Genomic DNA, 18997 nt, shown 5'->3' with positions numbered 1-18997 from the left:
AGCCTTTAGATTACCACTTAAATCATTTGTTTTGTTGAAACCATTCATTAACTTCCTTTGTTATTTCTGCTCCACCTAGCTCATGCCATGTTTCTACAAATTGATCAAATTCATCAATAGAATTACCAAGGATGATATTGATATAAGTCTCATGTTGCAGATCGTTCAGTAATGATTTTCGCTCGATCATCGTTTCTGTAGGAGCTCCTGTAAATGCTTCATATAATAATTGACCATTAGCTTCATATTGATCCAAGATAGAAAAGGCACCATTTACACCATAAGTCTTATCCCAACCCCAACCATGATCTTTATCTGTTCCCCCCGCATAATACTGCTCAATTAACTTTTGAATAGACCGAGCTTCAGCATTCAACCCCGTCCAATCCCCTGATTGACGAGCTTCAGCTATCTGGCGATAAGCTTCTAAGTTTTTTTGAGCTGGATATGGAGTTACTGGTGATAACTGCCACACTGGATAAGAAGAACTATAAAACTTGATATATTCAGCTGTCTCACCCCAATTTTTCTCGAGATGCAAATTAATTAATTTGACAATTGCTTCTGGATGCTCTAATTCTTTGCGTACAGCAAAGTATTGATAAGTTCTTAATCTTAATGGAACCTTTGGGGGATTACCGCTCAAAGATACAATAGGATATGCTTTCCAGTCTGCATCACGATCAAGTTCTTGACTGTATTGCACAACAAACGACCCCCATTGCTCACCATACATCATCCCAACTGTTCCGCTTGCAATCTGTTGCTTCACTTTTTCACCATTCTTAAATGAAAACTCAGGATCGAGTTGACCATTTTTATACATCTGTTGTAATGCTAAAAGTGATGCTTTAACTTCTGGCTGGATTCCACCGAATACAAGATTATTTGAATCATCAACGATCCAAAGTTCTGGGTATGCTTCATAACCTGCCATAAATCCTTTAATGCTCATAACAGGGTCCCACAAATAATTCGAAATGGCTAAACCAAAAGTATCATCTTGTCCATTTTGATCTGGGTCCATTTCTGTAAACGCTCTCGAAATTTCCAATATATCATTCATCGTTTGAGGTGGCTGTAATCTGAGTTTCTCCATCCAATCCGTTCGTAGCCAAATATACATCGCTCCTTCAATGGAGGAATTAGTATCTGGTATTGCCATCAATTTACCATCAATTGTGGCAGCATCAAAAGTTGATCTTCCTTCTTGTTCTAATATATTTTTCGTTAGTGGTGTCGCATAATCATTGTAAATATCCGTCAAATCCTGTATTAAACCTGCATTACTCAACATTCTCAATTGCTCTGAGCTAACTTTAATTATATCTGGAAGTTGACCAGAAGAAACGGAGAAACTAAGCTTTTGCTTATATAAATCCCCCTTAGCTTTCCAATCGTAATTAATTGTAATGCCTAATACTTCCTCATAAATTCGGCTCCATCTATTATCTTCTAATGTTTCCCCAGGTAATACATTTAATAAATCTTCCAAAGCGTCACTCGTTTCACGAACAAAAGATATTTCTATTGGTGGATCATATTTACTAAGTCCAATCTCATCGTATACATTGCTATATTCGTTCTGTTCTAAGGGTTCGTCAATAATACCGTTCGGGCTATTCTCACAAGCTATTACTATCAGCATTAACAATAGAGTCAAAGCTATTAGCTTGACCCATTTCATCAGAAATATGTACAAAAGGACTCCCCCTTTTCATAAAGATATTATTTTATTTCTCGATAAACTCATCTTAATATCAATGTTCAAATCTTTATAGTCCATAATAGGCTATCAAAACTATTACATCATTAGTATCAACTAATTTCTCACTCCATTAAACCTTCGCACATAAGAAGGTGTGATCCCCTTTTTACTGTTTATACCACTACATCTTATATTGACTCTATTCCACTCTTATAATAGTGTTGCTAACAATAATATATGATATGACAATATTAGAGTGATAACAAGTTGATTCATAATGAACCAGAACACCTCTCAATATTATATTTATCAATAGAGTACTTTAGCCATTCATCCTGTTCTACGATACCTTAATCAATAACTACCTTAAGTATAGTGCTTATAAAAAGGTAAAGTAGCCGTATAAAATCCGTTACATACCTTGTAAATATAGTTGATATCAGATAAGTGAATTAACTAATTCGACTTTTCTCCTTAAAAAAAGTATAATCAGCCCGACTTAATGGCCAACTATACTCTTCATGTAAAACTCTACACAACTACTGAGACTAGCATTCCACTATAATCGAATCTCGGTACTCCTGTGGAGTCATTCCTGTAGCTTTCTTGAAAAAGCGAGTAAATGAATGTGCTGCTTCATATCCAACTAATAAAGCAACATCACGAACTTTAAGATCGCCATTACATAATAACTCTTTCGCCTTTCTAGCTCGAGATTCATCAATATATTCCGATAGCTTAATACCATGTTCCTGCTTAAAAAAACGTGACAAATAAGAAGGATTAAAATAATAAAGTTCAGCCAAACGAACAAGTGATAAATCTTCACTTAAATGCTCTTGAATAAATCTACATATTTTCTCAATAATCATAGTTGATCTATCTCTTTCATCTAAGCTTTTATGTTTAAACATTCGCTCAGCTAATAATTGCAAATATTGAAATGCTTCCTTTATAGACATATGTTCATCAAAACGCATTAATTTACTATAATCACCAATACTATGTTGTAAATTATACCTATTAATATGCGATAGTAACATTAATGCAATTGAATAGTAGGTTTCAACAGAGCGTTGAACTAAATCACCATTTCGTAAAGATTGTTGCGTAACTTCATTAAAACATGTAAAAAAATTATCTGACCTTCCTGCATCTAGATGCGCGCTCAATACCTCCATCTTAGGTCCGAGCCGATACCCTTCATTGAAATTAGATATGTTGGTCTTCTCATTACGATCAATTTGGATTAACGAGATGCCATCACCAATTTTCATCTTCTGTAGCTGTCTAAGCCGATCATACTGTTTTGCTATTTCGCTCCATCCACAAGCGCTACCACTTATTGTAAAAGATATAGAGACACTTAATGATTCTAAACATGCTTGTTGAATCAATTCTAAAGTACCCTCCAAATATCTAATTAAATGATTGCTAAATTTTTCATCTGTCTGCTCTGAAGTTTGGAGTAACCATAATAGATCACCATGTTTATCGACTAGAGTAACACAGTTTATCTGATCTACCATAAATGAATTCCAAATAGCTCTCGTTAACGAAAACATTTCACTTCTTTCAACATAAGCTACTTCAAAGGGATATGATAAGTGACCAAGAACTAGCACAACAGGGACTTTTGCATCTAAATCAATGTTTAATCCTTCAAACTCTAACACTAACAAATCTTGGAGTTCATCAGTTGAGTAACTGTCATGTAGTAAGTGTCTGAAATATTCACCTTGCTCCAAAAATTTTATCATATCTATCTGTTCTTGTGATTGTTGCAATAAATTATACATTTGATTTTCAGTATTAATTTCTTGAATAACTTCCTGAACAGTTTGAGTGACCTTGGAGTAGCCTTCTGTTTTCAATAAATATCTAACGTTCAATCTTTGAATAGCTTGATAAGCATATTCAAATTCACTATAACCGGTTAAAAAAACTACTCTGCACCTTGGCCAAAACATCCGAATCTCTTCCATCAATTCTAACCCGCTCATACCTGGCATACGAATATCGGTAAGTACGATATCAACCCTCGTTCGTGCTAACCAATTCAATGCTTCATTTGCTGAGTATGCTTTACATATATCTAATTCATCACTCATGGATTGATTAAATACTTCGTACAATGCTTCTGTAATAATTTCTTCATCATCAACAATCAGTAGTCTGTACATTCAAGGTTTACTCCTTCTGCTTAATGAGCAGTCACGTTACGTCCTTACTAACAAATAACTAGTGAATAAGGTGATACATTTAATATTTTCAGAAAGCGCATACACTTTTATATGAATTGGCTGCTGAACTACTTTTAAATAACTATTGTAAATTAATTATCGGAATTTTGGTAGCTTAAAGCAACGTCCATTTATTGATATAATTATCTTTTTTTTACTAATATTTCACGAACCCAAATTAGTAAATGCATCTTATGTTATTACAGGTTAGCACCTTCTGGGTTATTCGCCCAGGCTATAACGATATGCCGCCACTTGTACTTGCTTAGTTATCCTTCTAGAACACTTGAAATTATATCCATCTATAAATAATAATGTCTACTCCCGACTCCGTCTGCACTCCTTCTCCTACGAAAAGTTCGTGATTCAAAAAAGATAATGCTTTACTATTCGTAACCATCATAGGGAAAGTGCGGAACGATCCATCCTTCCGCTGTTTGTGCAAATCACCGTTGTTCTCAATGTAAATTCGGCAGGCTTCTCCTGTATGATCCTTTCCTTCAAGCATGTACCTTGCAGATAAGGTATGGCGGTCGCCGTAATTCCTAATAACTTGAGTATCTATCCCCCCATCTAGTACTACTCCGTAGAAATATCTCCCGCTCACATCGCCTGAGAATGAAATCATTACAACTGAATCTCCATCATCATTCTTCAGCTCGATCGTTTTCATAATATTTACATGTACGGTAAACACTTCTTCATAATTCATACTGTGTCTCACCTCATATGTTTATTAACTGTTTATTCAATCACTACTCTAGTTTACATGAACAATCTTATCGTAGTCTCCATGGATGAAGAAAAACGGAGGAAGTCATCAGGAGAATCGGTTACTTCATGATCCGGATGGCCATTATTATTATCGTCTATGGTAAGAACCCTCACTAAGGAAAGGTGTTCGAAAATACGGAAGATTCAGCAGAAGATAGGTTCAGGACGATTAATGTATTCGAATATAGTATTTTCCAACTTAGATTAAAAAAGACTGTAGACAAACTAGTTTGTCTACAGTCTCAATAATCTCCGAAGAATTTGCCTTAAAAGCTCTACATGGCCATTGTATTTTTGAACTAACTCACATCATCACATTTACCTAGACCATCTTACTATTTTGCATCTCCAAATAATAATCTAGCCCAGACAAATACTCTTCTGGTTGCACGACTGATCTTGCGTTAGGTCTGTTGCACCCAACATAGTAACTTTCTGGTGGGCCAAACCATGAATGAGGTAACTCTTGCTTCGCAAGAACTAACTTTTGAATAACTAATCCGGCATCGATACTGTAAATTTTAATAGAGTGAACACCTTGTTCTAAATTATGATTGGAAGTTGATTGATGAATGTTTTCGATAACTCCCCTACCCCAGCTCCCCTTATTAGGATGACCTGCAATATAGTGCTCTGCCAAGGAATTAACAATAACCTCTTGATGGTCATCGACAGTGACTCCGTACTTTAGTTCAACAACAGTCGTTAGATTATTCGTTGGAGCAGTAAACAGTGTGATCGCATACTCCCCTGGCTCATTAATTTGAACCTTATATTCTATATATGGTGCGTCTATAATAGATAATGGCTCATATACGTCGGGGTACACTTTTAAAGCTGATAAATGCTTCCCGTAGTTTTCAATTAGCTGCCACTGTCTATTCGAATTTGAGGATATATTGAAATAATGTTCTGCTTCAATGGATAGTACACCATTATGTTCAATAAAGGTCATGTTCGACAACCCACTTGCATTGATCCATTTCGCGAAAACATTTACTTTAATCGATTGACCTGCACCATTAATAACTAATTCGGCGTGTGCGTCAGACTGCAGTTTACTCCAATCTACGGATACTATAATTTGCTTTCCAATATCAATGCTACCAATATCACTATCAACATTTAACCAATTCGCATTAGTTGAAATAGAATATGAAAATGACTCACTACCTCCGTTACTAATCAACATACTATAGCTTTCGTTATTAATATTCGTAAAAACTGGTAATATCGCTTCGCCAGTCGTATATGATTGCTGACACCCTTCAACATCTAGGATCATTTTGCCTTCTTTATTGAGTGCGATATATTTTGCTACCGGATACTGCCAGCCATCTGCGTTCCAACTAACAAATCCAATATGCGGTGAGGACATCATGCCATTCCACTTGCCACTTGCAATTTCTTTGTTGTACTTTCTCTCAAGCCATTGATCCGCTTCAATCGCCTGCTCTATCAATTTCGCATACCAATTAGCAATGCTACTAGGATTCTCACGATTTGCAAACTTTTCATTAAAGGCTACACTTGTATGCAAGATATGAATATTTGCGGTAGCAACTGCAGGATAACCAACTAACTGGTAGTAAGCATCTTTTGCAACATCTGGAATATCCTCATCATCATTAGCTCGTTTTGCCAAATCAAACGCTTTTGCAAGAATCTGCTCCGCTTCATTATAGTGCTCTGTGCTATACGTATGCTGATCTAACAATTCTGGCTTGCAGCTGCTATTCATTTTCGTATAATCCTTTAAGATTGACGAAATTTGTTCTAGTTTCTTAGCAGTTACATGCTCTCCAAACTGTTGATTCACCCAATTATCAATATAAGCTGATGTTTGGTTTCTACCATTTTTACCATACGTATCAAAATCGTAGGCCAAGTCCATGAAATATGAGATTGGTAGTTCTTGAGGTTTTAAATCTCCTACATTCACAATCCAAATATCTTGAATGCCGTATTCGTAGGCCATCGTAAGCTGCTCCCAAGTTCGCTCCAGCTGTGTCGAATTAATCCATTCATAAGAGCGAGGCCCTCCATGATAATCGAAATGATAATACATTCCCCAGCCTGACTTTCTATCGCGATCTTCGACATTAGGCAGTGTACGTACATTTCCAAAGTTGTCATCACATAGCATAATCGTTACATCTTCTAACTCATTCCATTTCTCCAATCCTTCAACTTCATCATTACCATGCCAGCATCTTTCAATTTCCTTATAAACCATTAAAACCTTTGGAGCATCTTCAAGTTCCTTTTCTTGTAATATTTTTTTCTGAGTGAGAATAATATCTTTCAGAAGTTCAATATTTTCAGAAAGATCAAGCCTTAGTGAGGAATCACGTTCTCCTCGCATTCCTAGCGTAATAATATTATCGAAGTCTTTATTACGCTCTATACCATCTTCCCAAAATTTTGATATTGCTTCTCTATTTACACGGAAGTCCCAATCATAATTTTGAGCATATTGCTCATATGTCTTAGACCACTCCTCACCTGAACGACACATAGGTTCATGATGTGAGGTTCCAATTACGATTCCATACTTGTGTGCTAGATCAGCATTAGCCAAGTTAAAGCGTTGCCCATCTTCACTAAATACGGCACTCCACATCGCAGGCCATAGATAGTTACCTTTTAATCTTAAAATTAACTCAAACACTTTACTGTAGAACAATTCATTGAAGCCACCAAATTGATTAGTCACCCAATTTCCAAGGGATGGCCATTCATCATTAAGAAATATCCCTCTATACTTTACAGATGGCTCTTTGGAGACCCTATTTAATTGAGTTATTTCGATTGAAAGATTTTCTTTTTTTGCGGGCACTACATCCGCCCAATATACCCACGGACTAATTCCGATTAACTCAGATATATGATATGTACCATATATAGCACCTCGCTTATCACTTCCCACGATAACAACTGCCTTATCAATTCCTGCCAAAGGCTGTTCTATATATGCAATCTTGAAAACTTCCCACTTCCCCTGAATATCTGTTACATCAAGTTTGTTTTCAAGTACCAACTGATCAATTAACGCGTTATTGCCTACTGAGCCTATCATCAATACCGTCCCAGAAAGTTCATGGAAATCGGAGCTAATCTTCAACGTTTTGTTAGTAATAAGCTGTACATCTTGCACGAATGAATTCGCAACAAGCTCCAGCCCATCATAATCAAGTCCATTTCGATCAATATAAATTTGGACAGTTTCTCGACCCTTCACTAAATCTAGATATAACGTTGTTGTACTACTCATCTCAATTTCCCCTTTCAATTTCACTAGTCATTGAATCTATCGCCGCATAATAATATGTAGGTTTAGCGACACTTAACATACTTTAACAGGTTTAAATTTGAAATAGTACCCATTAAAATATAGATAAAACTGAAGAAAGGATTGATATATGTGGCAAACGATTCCCTACGGAATGCAATAAAAACAAGAAAAGGTTTTTATTTCCTATTAGATTCTATTATTGAAGCTACCGCTCAACCTGACGGGAGTTATCGTCAAGAAATCTATATGGAAGGTCGTCTCGTTGACATGGCTAAACATGCAAGTAAAATTGTCGACGATACGCTGTTAGATCTATTAAAAAGTTGCAAAGGCTTTCGCCAATTAGTACACAGTATCGGTATATCTATTCAATGCGCTGAGACGGATCAACTAAGTATCCCCTTCATCTATGAAAATTGGGGCAAGACGAACAAATACGAGACGGGTACACGTATGCAAACGTTATGTCCAACAGATGGATCTGAAGTCATTATCCTTTTGAGTGATTACGATTGGTCAGAAGAAGATGATGTGCCAGGGAAGCTTAGCTTTGAATTTTCACGTGCAGGAGCGTTAGCCACAGTAAGTGTATTTTTATACTTTAATGAAGGCTTTGAGTCTCCTCAACAGGAAGACAATAATACTATTGACCCTCATTCACCTGCCTATCACAACATGATCAGCAAATCACTACTACAGCTCGGAAACAACACACGATTGAAAAAAGCTATAGATAAAGCACGAAAAGGTGAAGAGGTAACCATAGCCTATATCGGTGGGTCGATTACTGAAGGTGCTAGCGCAAGGCCCATTCAAAATTCATGCTATGCCTATCAATCATACACTAACTTCAAACAGCAATACGGTAAAGATAATGGAGATCATATTCACTTTATTAAAGCTGGAGTAGGCGGAACTCCATCAGAGCTTGGCATGATTCGCTACGAAAGAGATGTACTAAAGCATGGCGCTTCCCAGCCAGATATCGTTATTATTGAATTCGCTGTTAATGATGCGGAAGATGAAACTGAAGGAGTTTGCTACGAAAGTCTAGTACTTAGAGCTCTTCAGGAGCAAAATGAGCCTGCTGTGATTCTGCTTTTCAGCGTATTTATTAATGACTGGAACTTGCAGGATCGACTTTCCCCCGTCGGTAAGCATTATGATCTGCCGATGGTTAGCGTTAAGGATGCACTAGTCGAGCAATTTGGTTTGACAAAGCAAGAAGGACTTGTCATTACGAAGCAACAATACTTTTACGATATTTACCATCCAACAAATGCTGGTCATACGATAATGGCAGATTGTCTAAGTTACTTAATTGCCGAAGCTGATCGTAGTGACCAAAGTAAACAGGATATTGACTTGAACAAGCAGCCGATTATCGGATATGATTTTGTTCATATCTCGCTTCTAGATCGCATTCATAACACACATATCGCGCATATTTGTGAGGGTAGCTTCCAAGCAACAGATACTGATTTGCATGCGGTGGGGCTAGACGATCAAACCATCCGCACACCTCAATTTCCTAACAACTGGATGCACACTTCAGAATCCGGAAGTGATAGCTTTATCATGAAGCTGCAATGCAAAAGTCTTCTACTAATATATAAAGATACCGGTAGTCATGAATTTGGAAGTGCTGATATATTGGTAGACGGTAAGCTAGTAAAAACGGTAGATCCACTTCTTATTAAATGGACACACTGCCATCCTATTATTGTATTCAACGAGGAAGAAGCAAGTACTCATACTGTTGAGATTCGCATGTCAGCAGGTCATCAAGATAAGCGCTTTACTATACTAGGCTTTGGAGTAGTGCAGTAAGAAAAAATAATAAGTAACCACTATAACCCATCTATCGAATGAAATTCGATAGATGGGCTATAACAATCAATATTCGTTAAGCTCCTGTATTACTCTCAGAAAACTGACGATATTCCTGTGGAGTTATGCTCGTCAACTTTTTGAAGAATCGAGTAAATGACTGTGGAGATTCGTAGCCAACTCGCATACCGACCTCCGATATTTTCAACTCAATAACAGCAAGCAATTCTTTAGCTTTACGAATTCTAGATTGTTCAATATATTCCGATAAATTAACCCCGTACTCTTGCTTAAATAATCTTGATAAATAAGAAGGATTGAAATGCATTTCATCGGCTAAGCGAATAAGCGATAAATCATCTGCAATATGCAACTCAATATAGGTGCGTATTTTTTTTATGACAGCTGTAGCTCTCTTTTGTTCCCCGCATTTTCTAGCTGTAAACAATGCTTCTGAGTGATCTCTTAATAATCTAAATGCATCTACCCAATAACGATGGCTTTCCAGCTGCATCATACTAAAGGATCCTACCTTATCTTGTACTTCCCATCTATTGATATAAGAAAGTAGCATTAGCGCAATGGCATAATATACCTCCGTCAAATATGGACAATCTCTACCTCGTACTACTGAATAAGTCGTTAGCTCTTCAAAGAGCTTAATAAAATCTTTTTGCCTTCCCCCTTCCAAATGTGCAGCTAACGCTTCAAGTTTACTACCTAGTAATTGATCACGAACTGAATCTGTTGAACTACAGGACAAGCTATTAAGCAAGCAGACGCTTTGCACCATACTTGTTCCATCACCAGGCCTCATATGCTGAAGTTGTCTAAGTTTATCATAGGCAGCCGAAAGCGACTCCCATCTAATAGCTTCATTACTTAAGGTAATAGAAATTGAAATATGAAGTGAACTCATACATGCTTGCTGAATCAGCTCGAATGTTCCTTCTAGAAACATAACCGTTTGTTCGAAGGATATCGTGCTCCCTTCTGTCATATGTTGAAACGGTTGAATAAACCAAATAACATCACCATATCGATCAAGTATACCAATACTTGTAGTTCTCTCAGACAGAAAACTTTCTGCAAGAAATTTAACCTCAAGTGCGATATTCTGTCGTTCTGAATAGGAGTAATCCAAATCCGTATTGACCAAATTTCCATGAACGATAAGTATTGGAAGTTCAGAATTCAGCGAAATGTTTAACCTGCCAAAATTCTCGCTAAGTGCTTGTCGTGCTGGACTCTCGTGAATCAAATATCTAAAATAATCACCATGAGCAAGTGTTTCTAGTATATTCAGTTTCTCCGTAGCATCATTAATTAAATGGTTGGTGCGTATGTCATTATCCAGCTCGTCATACGAACGTTGAACAGCTTCGATTAGTTTCGAATAACCTTCATTTTTAAGTATATATTGTACACCCGGTACTTGAATGGCTTGATATATATACTGAAAATCGTTATGTCCTGTCAGGAAAACAATTTTACATTGAGGCCATTTCCAGCGGATCGTTTCCATCAATTGTAGACCATCCATAGCAGGCATACATATGTCAGACAATACAATGTCCATCCTTGTACGATTTAACAGCTCTAACGCTTCAACACCAGAATAGGCTTTATACAAATCAAGCTCAATATCCAGCCTACTGAAAATATCCATTAAGCCATCGGTAATAATCTCCTCATCGTCAACGATTAACATTCTGTACATTTTCTTGCTTACCTCCCTTCGAAAAAAGGAGCTTAACCTTTAGTCCGCCAAGCTCACTTCGCTCCGTTTTTAGTCCACTTTCAATCCCAAACGTAATTTGTAGTCTGCGGTGAATATTGACCATGCCGGTTGTTTCGATGTGCTCGTTCGTATCTTGAATAGCCTGCTCTATCCGCATTAGAACTTCATTAGATAATTGCTCACCATTATCTTCTACAATAATAGCAATGCTCTCTGCACTATGATGGAAGTGTACTTTTATTAACCCCGCACTCACTCGTTTTTCCAAACTATGTTTGAATACGTTTTCAATTATTGGTTGTACAATTAATCTAGGAACAAGTACTTGATTAAGTTCTGTCGGTAGCGCATTGAATTCTATTTTCATTCTTCTTGAAAATCTCATTTGCTGAATTTCTGTGTACATTCTCGCATGCTGTACTTCTTGCTCTAAAGTTACAAAATCTGATGAATTTCTTGTAACAAATTGAAAATATTCACCCAGTAAAGTCGTGAATTGTTCCATTCGTTCTACGTCACCTGTGCGCACCATTGTATTAAGAATAAAAAAACTATTATATAGAAAATGTGGATTGATTTGAGATTGTAGCTGCTTTAACTCTGCTCGCTGCACCAATATTTTCTGTTTATAAGCCTGATCAATAAGGACACGCAAATTCGATACCATTTGGTTGAAACGGCCATATAAATATCGGAACTCATCCTTTGATTCATGTGCTATAGAAATATCCAAATCACCATGTTCCATTTTTCTAAAGCTTTTCACTAGTGTTAGCATTGGTTTATGAATAAATCTATATGTTGAAAAAGCAAATACAGCGATAATTACTATTGCTGCAACAATAAAAATCCATCCCCATTTATAAAATTCATTCAAGGGCTGCTGGACAACTTGCTCAGGAATAAATCGATAAATTGTAATTTCTAAGTCAGAAGAGTGCGCTATTACATAGTAATAGCGCTGCTCTGCTATCGTTACTAGTTGGCTTTCTTCTGTATTCAACTTGTTTATATGCTCAAGGTAATCAGCTAATTGCACCTTTGAAAGATTTCCCGTAAGACTTCCAAGCATAACATTGGCCTTCTCTGATAGTAATACAGTACCGCTGCCTGTATAAGTATTGAATTGAGACAATACCTGCTGCAGCTTCTGCTTGTTCAATTCAATTTCTACTGTGAATAAAGGTTCAGCACCCTTTAATCCCCTCTGCTTAACTGCACCTATAAATAGCCCATAATTCCATTCTATGACATGAGAGCCTGGACCGCCAAATACCGATCTAATTTCTTGAAAACGCTGAACTTGTAAATCCCTTACCCCTTCATTAGCAGACATCGTCCTTCCAATAGTTGCAATATGAACACTAACATCCTCAATATACATACTGCTGTTCTGAACCGTAAATAGCCTCTTGATCAATGAATTCATACTGTTAGTCCGGTCTATCGTATCCATTCTTTCCCACGTTAGCGCAAGTTTATTAAGATCATCATCATCTAGCAAACTGTATTCCAATAGCTTCATACGTTCGATTTCATTCTCGAGATCAGTCATATAAAATGAGAGCTGAGATGCTGCCGTTTTTGTAATATCTTCTCTTGCCGTCTGAACAATCCAATGATACAAGTAAGCTCCAAAAAACATAATAGGGAGCATAATGAGTAGAAAGGTAATGAGTAAGCGAAGAAATATAGTATTGCGAAGAGAAAAATCTAGTCGGTATAACAAAGGTGATACCTCCCAATTTTTCTTCATTATATATGATAAACTAATTGTTGAAACCCCGCCTAATCATAGTAATTTTTTCATGACTAGACTGCTAGCCCTTAACACTACCAAGCACAATACCTTTCACAAAATACTTCTGCAAGAATGGATACGCCAAAATGATCGGTAAAGAGCCTAGAAAAATCTGCGATGATTTCAACGTCCGATCTGAAATCAATGCTAGATTAAGCATAGCGTCTCGCGACATGTTGGAAAGATTCTGTTGGATAACGATTGTTTGAATATAACTTTGCAAAGGATAATTATTTGGATTACCCATAAGTAGTAATCCGTCAAACCAGCTGTTCCAATGCTCAACCAAAGAAAACAATGCAAGTGTAGCAAGTGCTGGCTTGGAGATAGGCACAAAAATTGTCCATAAAACCCTCCAATGACCCGCTCCATCCATAAGAGCCGCTTCTTCAAGCTCCTTCGGAATTTCTCGGAAGAAGTTCAATAGTAAAACTACACTGAAGACAGGAACTGCACTCGGTAAAACTAACGCCCAAATCGAATCTAATAGTCCATATTCCTTTACAGTTATATACCAAGGAATTAAACCACCATTAAAAAGCATGGTCATAAAGAATATCCATGCATATAAAACTCTTAAACGAAAAGAGTGAGTTTCCTTTGATAATGGATAAGCAATCAAAATCGTTAACAGTAAATTTAACGGCGTCCCAATGCTAATTCTTTTCAAAGAGACAAGCATAGACTCCCAGAATTCATTTCGACTAGCTGTATAATGATAGGATGCGAAAGTAAAATCAACAGGCCACAGCTTAACATATCCTGCGGAAGCCGCTGCACTGGAGCTAAATGATACGGCAATAATATGAATTAACGGCAAAATACATAATAGAGCAACTAAAATTAACACAATCGAATTTATAAAAGGGAACCATTCAAATCTTTTGCTGCTTAACTTTACATGCTCAGCTTGCTTCTCCATCGTGCGCCCTCCTCTAAAAGATACGATATTTAGCAAATCGGTAAGCTAGAAAATAGGAAACAGAAATTAGAGTTAGCGAGATAATTGATTTAAAGAATCCTACTGCAGTTGCTACACCGTATTGTGCATCCAGTAACCCAATTCGATAAACAAAAGTATCCAAAATATCTCCACTTTCATAAACAAGCGGGCTATATAAATTAAATACCTGATCAAACCCAGCATTCAACAATTGTCCTAACGATAGTACCGATAGCAATACAATAACCATACGCATCCCTGGTAGCGTAATATGCCATACTTTATGCCAACGGTTAGCTCCGTCTATTGTTGCAGCTTCGTACAACCCTGGATCGATTCCCGTTATGGCTGCCAAATATATGATTGTTCCGTACCCAAAATTTTTCCATACATCTGACCCAATTAACGTAAATGGAAACCAGTTGTTGTCTCCAAGAAAAAATATTTTGGGTAAGCCAAGCATGCCTAAAAAACCATTTACAATTCCTCCAGAAGGAGAAAGAATATCTATTAGTATCCCACCTAGTACGACCCAAGATAAGAAGTAAGGCAAATATATTGCTGTTTGGATGGAACGTTTAATAACTTGATTTTTCAGTTCATTTAATAAAATCGCAAATATAATTGGAATAATTAAACCAAGTATAAGCTTGACACTAGCTATAAAAAGAGTATTCCACATCACCTGTGTAAAGCTTGGCAAGCTCATTACATACTCAAAATTATCCCATCCCACCCATTTCTGATCACCAAACAATCCCTTGGCAGGAATGAACTTCTGAAAGGCAATAACAATACCTGACATTGGAATATATGAAAACATTACGATGAATACTAGACCTGGTAATATCATCAAATGTAACGGCAGTTCTTTAATTAGTTTAGCTCTCATTACTTATCCTCCACATCAGTGAATAAGAGTAATGCGGAGGAAGAATTCCATTTCCACCTCCGCACGTTCCTTACCTATTACTTTTTCGTTGCATACCACTCATTCACTTCTTGCGTAATCTGGTCACCACCAAGCTTCTTCCAATTCTCTACGAATTGATCGAATTCATCCACAGATCCACCCAAGATAATTTTTGTAAATACTTCGGTTTGCATCTTATCTAATGTAGATTTGCGTTCTACCATAGTAGGTGTCGGAGCGCCAACAAATTTTTCCATTAGAAACTGATTATTTTTATCATATTGATCAGCTATTCCCATCGAGCCTTGTTCACCATATATTCGCTCCCAGCCCCAAAGTGCAAATCCTTCCGATGTCCCTGACGTAAATGACTCTAATTTCTCTTGAATCGTTTTTGCTTCACCCTTCAAGCCAGAAGTATCTCCTGCCTTGCGAGCAGCATCAATTGCTCGGAAGGCGTCAACATTTTTCATTGCAGGGTACGGTGTAACAGGAGATAATTGCCATACACTTTCTGCCTCTGGTGGTGCATAATATTTATCAAACTCAGCTGTTTCACCCCAGTTTTTCTCAAGGTGCAAGTTAAATAATTTGATAACAGCCTCTGGATGCTCAATCCCTTTTTTCACAGCAAAGAAACGAGTTGTACTGAATTTAAGTGGAACCTTGGGATTCTCTCCAGATTCAGATACAATTGGGAAAGCTTGCCACTGGGCATTTGGATCATTATTGCGATTAAGTTGCAGCGGCCAGATCGAATTCCATTGCTCACCATATTCCAATCCAATTTTCCCCGCTGCAATTTGTTCGGACACCTTACCTCCGTCCTTAATACCAAACTCCTGATCAATTTCGCCGTTTGCATGCATAGCCTGCAAGATCTGCAAAGATTTTTTCACTTCCGGCTGAACACTTCCGAAGACAAGTTCGCCTTCTCCATTCTCAATCCACATATTAGGATACGCATTATAGGCTGCCATAAAGCCCTCTAATCCCATTGCGCCTCCCCATAAATCCTTTGTAATACCTAAACCATACGTATCATTCTGTCCATTTTGATCTGGATCTTTTTCTTTGAACGCTTTCGAGATTGCTAACACATCTGCAATCGTTTTAGGTGGCTGCAATTCAAGATGTTCCAGCCAATCTGTCCGAATCCAAATATACATAGAGCGCTCAATAGATGATTCAAGCTGCGGAATAGCCATAAGCTTACCGTCGAAAGTAACGGCGTCAAACGGGCTTGTTCCTTCTTGCGACAGAACCTCTTTTGTTAACGGAGAAGCGTACTTTTCGTAAATTTCTGTAAGGTCTTCAATTTGATCGGAATCTGCAAGTTGTTTCAACTGTGTAGCATCCACTGGAATTACATCTGGTAGAGCACCTGAGGCAAGAGTCATATTAATTTTCTGAACATATTGATCAGAGGTTGATGCTCCCTTAACGATCCAATCATACGTAATTTTAATTCCCAATTCCTCTTCATAAATGCGCGACCATCGATTGTCCTCTATCGTTTCTCCGTCTAGAACGCTAAGTACATTATTTTCCACAACGTCATTCAAATCTCTAACAAATGACAACGCAATTGGAGGATCATATTTACCAAGTGGTTCATCATTTGCCGATAATGTCGGAGTGTGACTGTTATTCGTTTTTTTTCCTGCATTGTTTGAATCACTGTTACCTGAGCATGCAGAAAGGAATACAGAAGTGAGTAATACAATAGAGGTTCCTTTAAACAATAAAGATTTCATTTTTTTCATTTACATCCCCCATTCAACTATATCAAGATAAATAACTACAGTTTTATTATGATTGAAGAGATTATGCTTCTGCCATATACATCTCTTTACATTCATTAACTTCTTTTTACAATAATGAAAACGCTTTTATATATAGGGGTATGAAAGATCACTTACGGTTTTTCAAATAGATATTCTAGACAATGATATCTGCGACGTACGTACCTAGTGTAAAATAAAAAATAGTTAATAATGAAGGGGAGAATTCTTCCATTCATTATTAACTATTAGGCTATGCTAAATCGTAATGTTGATAATTGACAATCAAATAACGTCTTGATGAAAAGGCAGTTCACTAAGCTATCGTTCTCCGCTAGCTTAGTGTTGCTTCGTGGTTTTACAAAGTGCCCTGTGTCGAAAATTCGAAAGAAAACAAACTAGGTTTACTTACAACCCTATGAACAATTGAAAACAAACGTGTTGCAATATCACCTTTAACATTAAGTCTATACCCACCTCGTACTCTATCCACAAAGCCGAGTTCAATGCAATCTATTATTACTTTGTCAAAATTCATGTCCATAGGTAGACGTGAGCGAAGTACCGATTTTTCTATTGGAGTGAAATCTGGCTGTAAGCTTTCATTATCAAGTAATAACTCATACAGAACTGTAATAATATTCGTTGGTAAAATATTCATTGGAAATTCTTCTGATTCATGCATCGCTTCTGTAGCTTCGTTTAAGAGAAGTGATGTTGAGATACAAACTAATCTATCTTTTGCCAATAAACCTAATCCTGTTGGACCTAACTGTATATGAGTTAAACTATCTGTTTACTTAACAAGAATAAGCAGAAAACCGAATTATTCTTATATTCCTTGCTATCTGCGAAGTGCTTTTCTGAGTTTGTATGTGGTTCTCCCTTAAAGCACCTTCTTAACAACATTGGACATTAATTGATCATCAAAATTCCTAAATGCCAATCGACTAAAATTGTAGGCACCATTATTCCATACATTAAAGTCATGGATACCATCTTTAATTATAATTTCATAATAATGAGCGAGATCATCCCCTGCTTCGTGTATAAGCTGATCTATCGAATTTAAAAAACTGTTATTTGCAACTCCGTCTTCACTGCCGCAGGTGGTATACAACAATTGAAGCTTAAAGGCGCATGACGCCAGACTGGATCCAAGAATCTTTCCGTCACTAGACGTAGGAGCGTTTGAAAAAGCTCCTACATAATCGAACAAATCTATCAATCCAGGTGCAAGCACAGTCTTATCTAGACCGTTGTTCCAATGACTCTTTGTTCCAGTGAATAGAGTGGAATCATATCTGTAACCTCCGAGAATTAAGTTCAGAGCTTGCATCCCTCCCATTGACAGCCCGGCAATCGCTCTTCGTGTGCGGTTATATTTTATTCCCTCATGTGAAGTGTTCATAATATCTGCGTAAGTATTATAGTTTAATTCTATAAATGGAATTAGATCATGTCTGAGCTCATAATCGAAGTAATAGAAACCTAACATATTGGTTCCTTCGGAATTGAAGGAACTGTCTGTCCAGTCGTAGGCGCTTCTTCCATTAGGAAATACGATAATTAGCGGTTCTATTTCACCATTAGCAATGAGATTATCAAATATATTGCAGATGATGAATCGTTCTTTCACTTTACCGTTACTTCTTAACCATTCATATTGATTCCCGCCAACTCCATGTAGTAAATACAATACATTGTATCTGACTGCTACGTCGTTTGGGTCATACCCCGCAGGCAAGTAGATATTACATTTCTTCATTAAGGCATCACCCGTAACGATTTCTCTTCCTGCTTCATCCATATCGATATTTCCAGATGTTACAAGCTGTCGAGAATGATTAATATAATTGTTTACCATATAGGTAATCTCTTGAACAAAACCTTGACGTTCTTCAATGACTGACCATAAATACTTGTCAGGTAATCCCGTCACATTTATCCTCACCATAGATTATT

12 protein-coding genes are annotated in these 18997 nt (G+C 37.1%); 1 reads left to right on the top strand and 11 read right to left on the bottom strand.

What is annotated here, in order from left to right:
• Positions 1 to 22: 22 nt before the first annotated feature.
• From NV377_RS01165 to NV377_RS01150, 4 genes are all read right to left on the bottom strand, one after another.
• Positions 23 to 1687 carry an extracellular solute-binding protein gene (locus NV377_RS01165; RefSeq protein WP_258200332.1) on the bottom strand — a complete coding sequence of 555 codons (1665 nt, stop codon included), beginning with the start codon at positions 1685 to 1687 and terminating at the stop codon, positions 23 to 25.
• Positions 1688 to 2256: 569 nt separating this feature from the next.
• Positions 2257 to 3891: a response regulator gene (locus tag NV377_RS01160; RefSeq protein WP_258199347.1), complete on the bottom strand. Its 1635-nt coding sequence runs from the start codon at positions 3889 to 3891 to the stop codon at positions 2257 to 2259.
• Positions 3892 to 4243: 352 nt separating this feature from the next.
• Complete coding sequence (locus tag NV377_RS01155; protein WP_258199346.1) at positions 4244 to 4663, bottom strand: DUF3237 family protein; 420 nt, start codon at positions 4661 to 4663, stop codon at positions 4244 to 4246.
• A 384-nt stretch (positions 4664 to 5047) separates the two neighbouring features.
• Entirely contained in the window at positions 5048 to 7999 is a 2952-nt protein-coding gene (locus tag NV377_RS01150) for a glycosyl hydrolase 115 family protein (protein ID WP_258199345.1), read from the bottom strand.
• A gap of 150 nt (positions 8000 to 8149) precedes the next feature.
• Between NV377_RS01150 and NV377_RS01145 the strand changes: the two genes are divergently transcribed.
• Positions 8150 to 9850, top strand: a complete 1701-nt coding sequence (locus NV377_RS01145; protein ID WP_258199344.1) for an SGNH/GDSL hydrolase family protein — start codon at positions 8150 to 8152, stop codon at positions 9848 to 9850.
• A gap of 76 nt (positions 9851 to 9926) precedes the next feature.
• Here NV377_RS01145 and NV377_RS01140 read toward each other — a convergent pair whose 3' ends face one another.
• The 7 genes from NV377_RS01140 to NV377_RS01110 form a co-directional block, all read right to left on the bottom strand.
• On the bottom strand, positions 9927 to 11570 hold the full coding sequence (locus NV377_RS01140) for a response regulator (protein ID WP_258199343.1): 1644 nt from the start codon (positions 11568 to 11570) through the stop codon (positions 9927 to 9929).
• Positions 11548 to 13320, bottom strand: a complete 1773-nt coding sequence (locus NV377_RS01135) for a sensor histidine kinase (protein WP_258199342.1) — start codon at positions 13318 to 13320, stop codon at positions 11548 to 11550. Before NV377_RS01135 ends, NV377_RS01140 begins: the two co-directional genes overlap by 23 nt.
• 91 nt (positions 13321 to 13411) lie before the next feature.
• Positions 13412 to 14314, bottom strand: coding sequence for a carbohydrate ABC transporter permease (locus NV377_RS01130; RefSeq protein WP_258199341.1), 903 nt, complete (start codon positions 14312 to 14314; stop codon positions 13412 to 13414).
• Between the two features lie 13 nt (positions 14315 to 14327).
• On the bottom strand, positions 14328 to 15227 hold the full coding sequence (locus NV377_RS01125; RefSeq protein WP_258199340.1) for an ABC transporter permease: 900 nt from the start codon (positions 15225 to 15227) through the stop codon (positions 14328 to 14330).
• 77 nt (positions 15228 to 15304) lie between these two features.
• Complete coding sequence (locus NV377_RS01120) at positions 15305 to 17014, bottom strand: extracellular solute-binding protein (protein WP_258199339.1); 1710 nt, start codon at positions 17012 to 17014, stop codon at positions 15305 to 15307.
• Positions 17015 to 17390: 376 nt separating this feature from the next.
• Entirely contained in the window at positions 17391 to 17780 is a 390-nt protein-coding gene (locus NV377_RS01115; protein ID WP_258199338.1) for a hypothetical protein, read from the bottom strand.
• Positions 17781 to 17918: 138 nt separating this feature from the next.
• Positions 17919 to 18989 (bottom strand): alpha/beta hydrolase, encoded by a 1071-nt coding sequence (locus NV377_RS01110; RefSeq protein WP_258199337.1) that lies wholly within the window; start codon positions 18987 to 18989, stop codon positions 17919 to 17921.
• Positions 18990 to 18997: the final 8 nt, after the last annotated feature.

Source organism: Paenibacillus endoradicis, from assembly GCF_024721975.1.
Note: the sequence above shows the minus strand (reverse complement) of the source record. Positions and strands in the feature narration are given on the sequence as shown.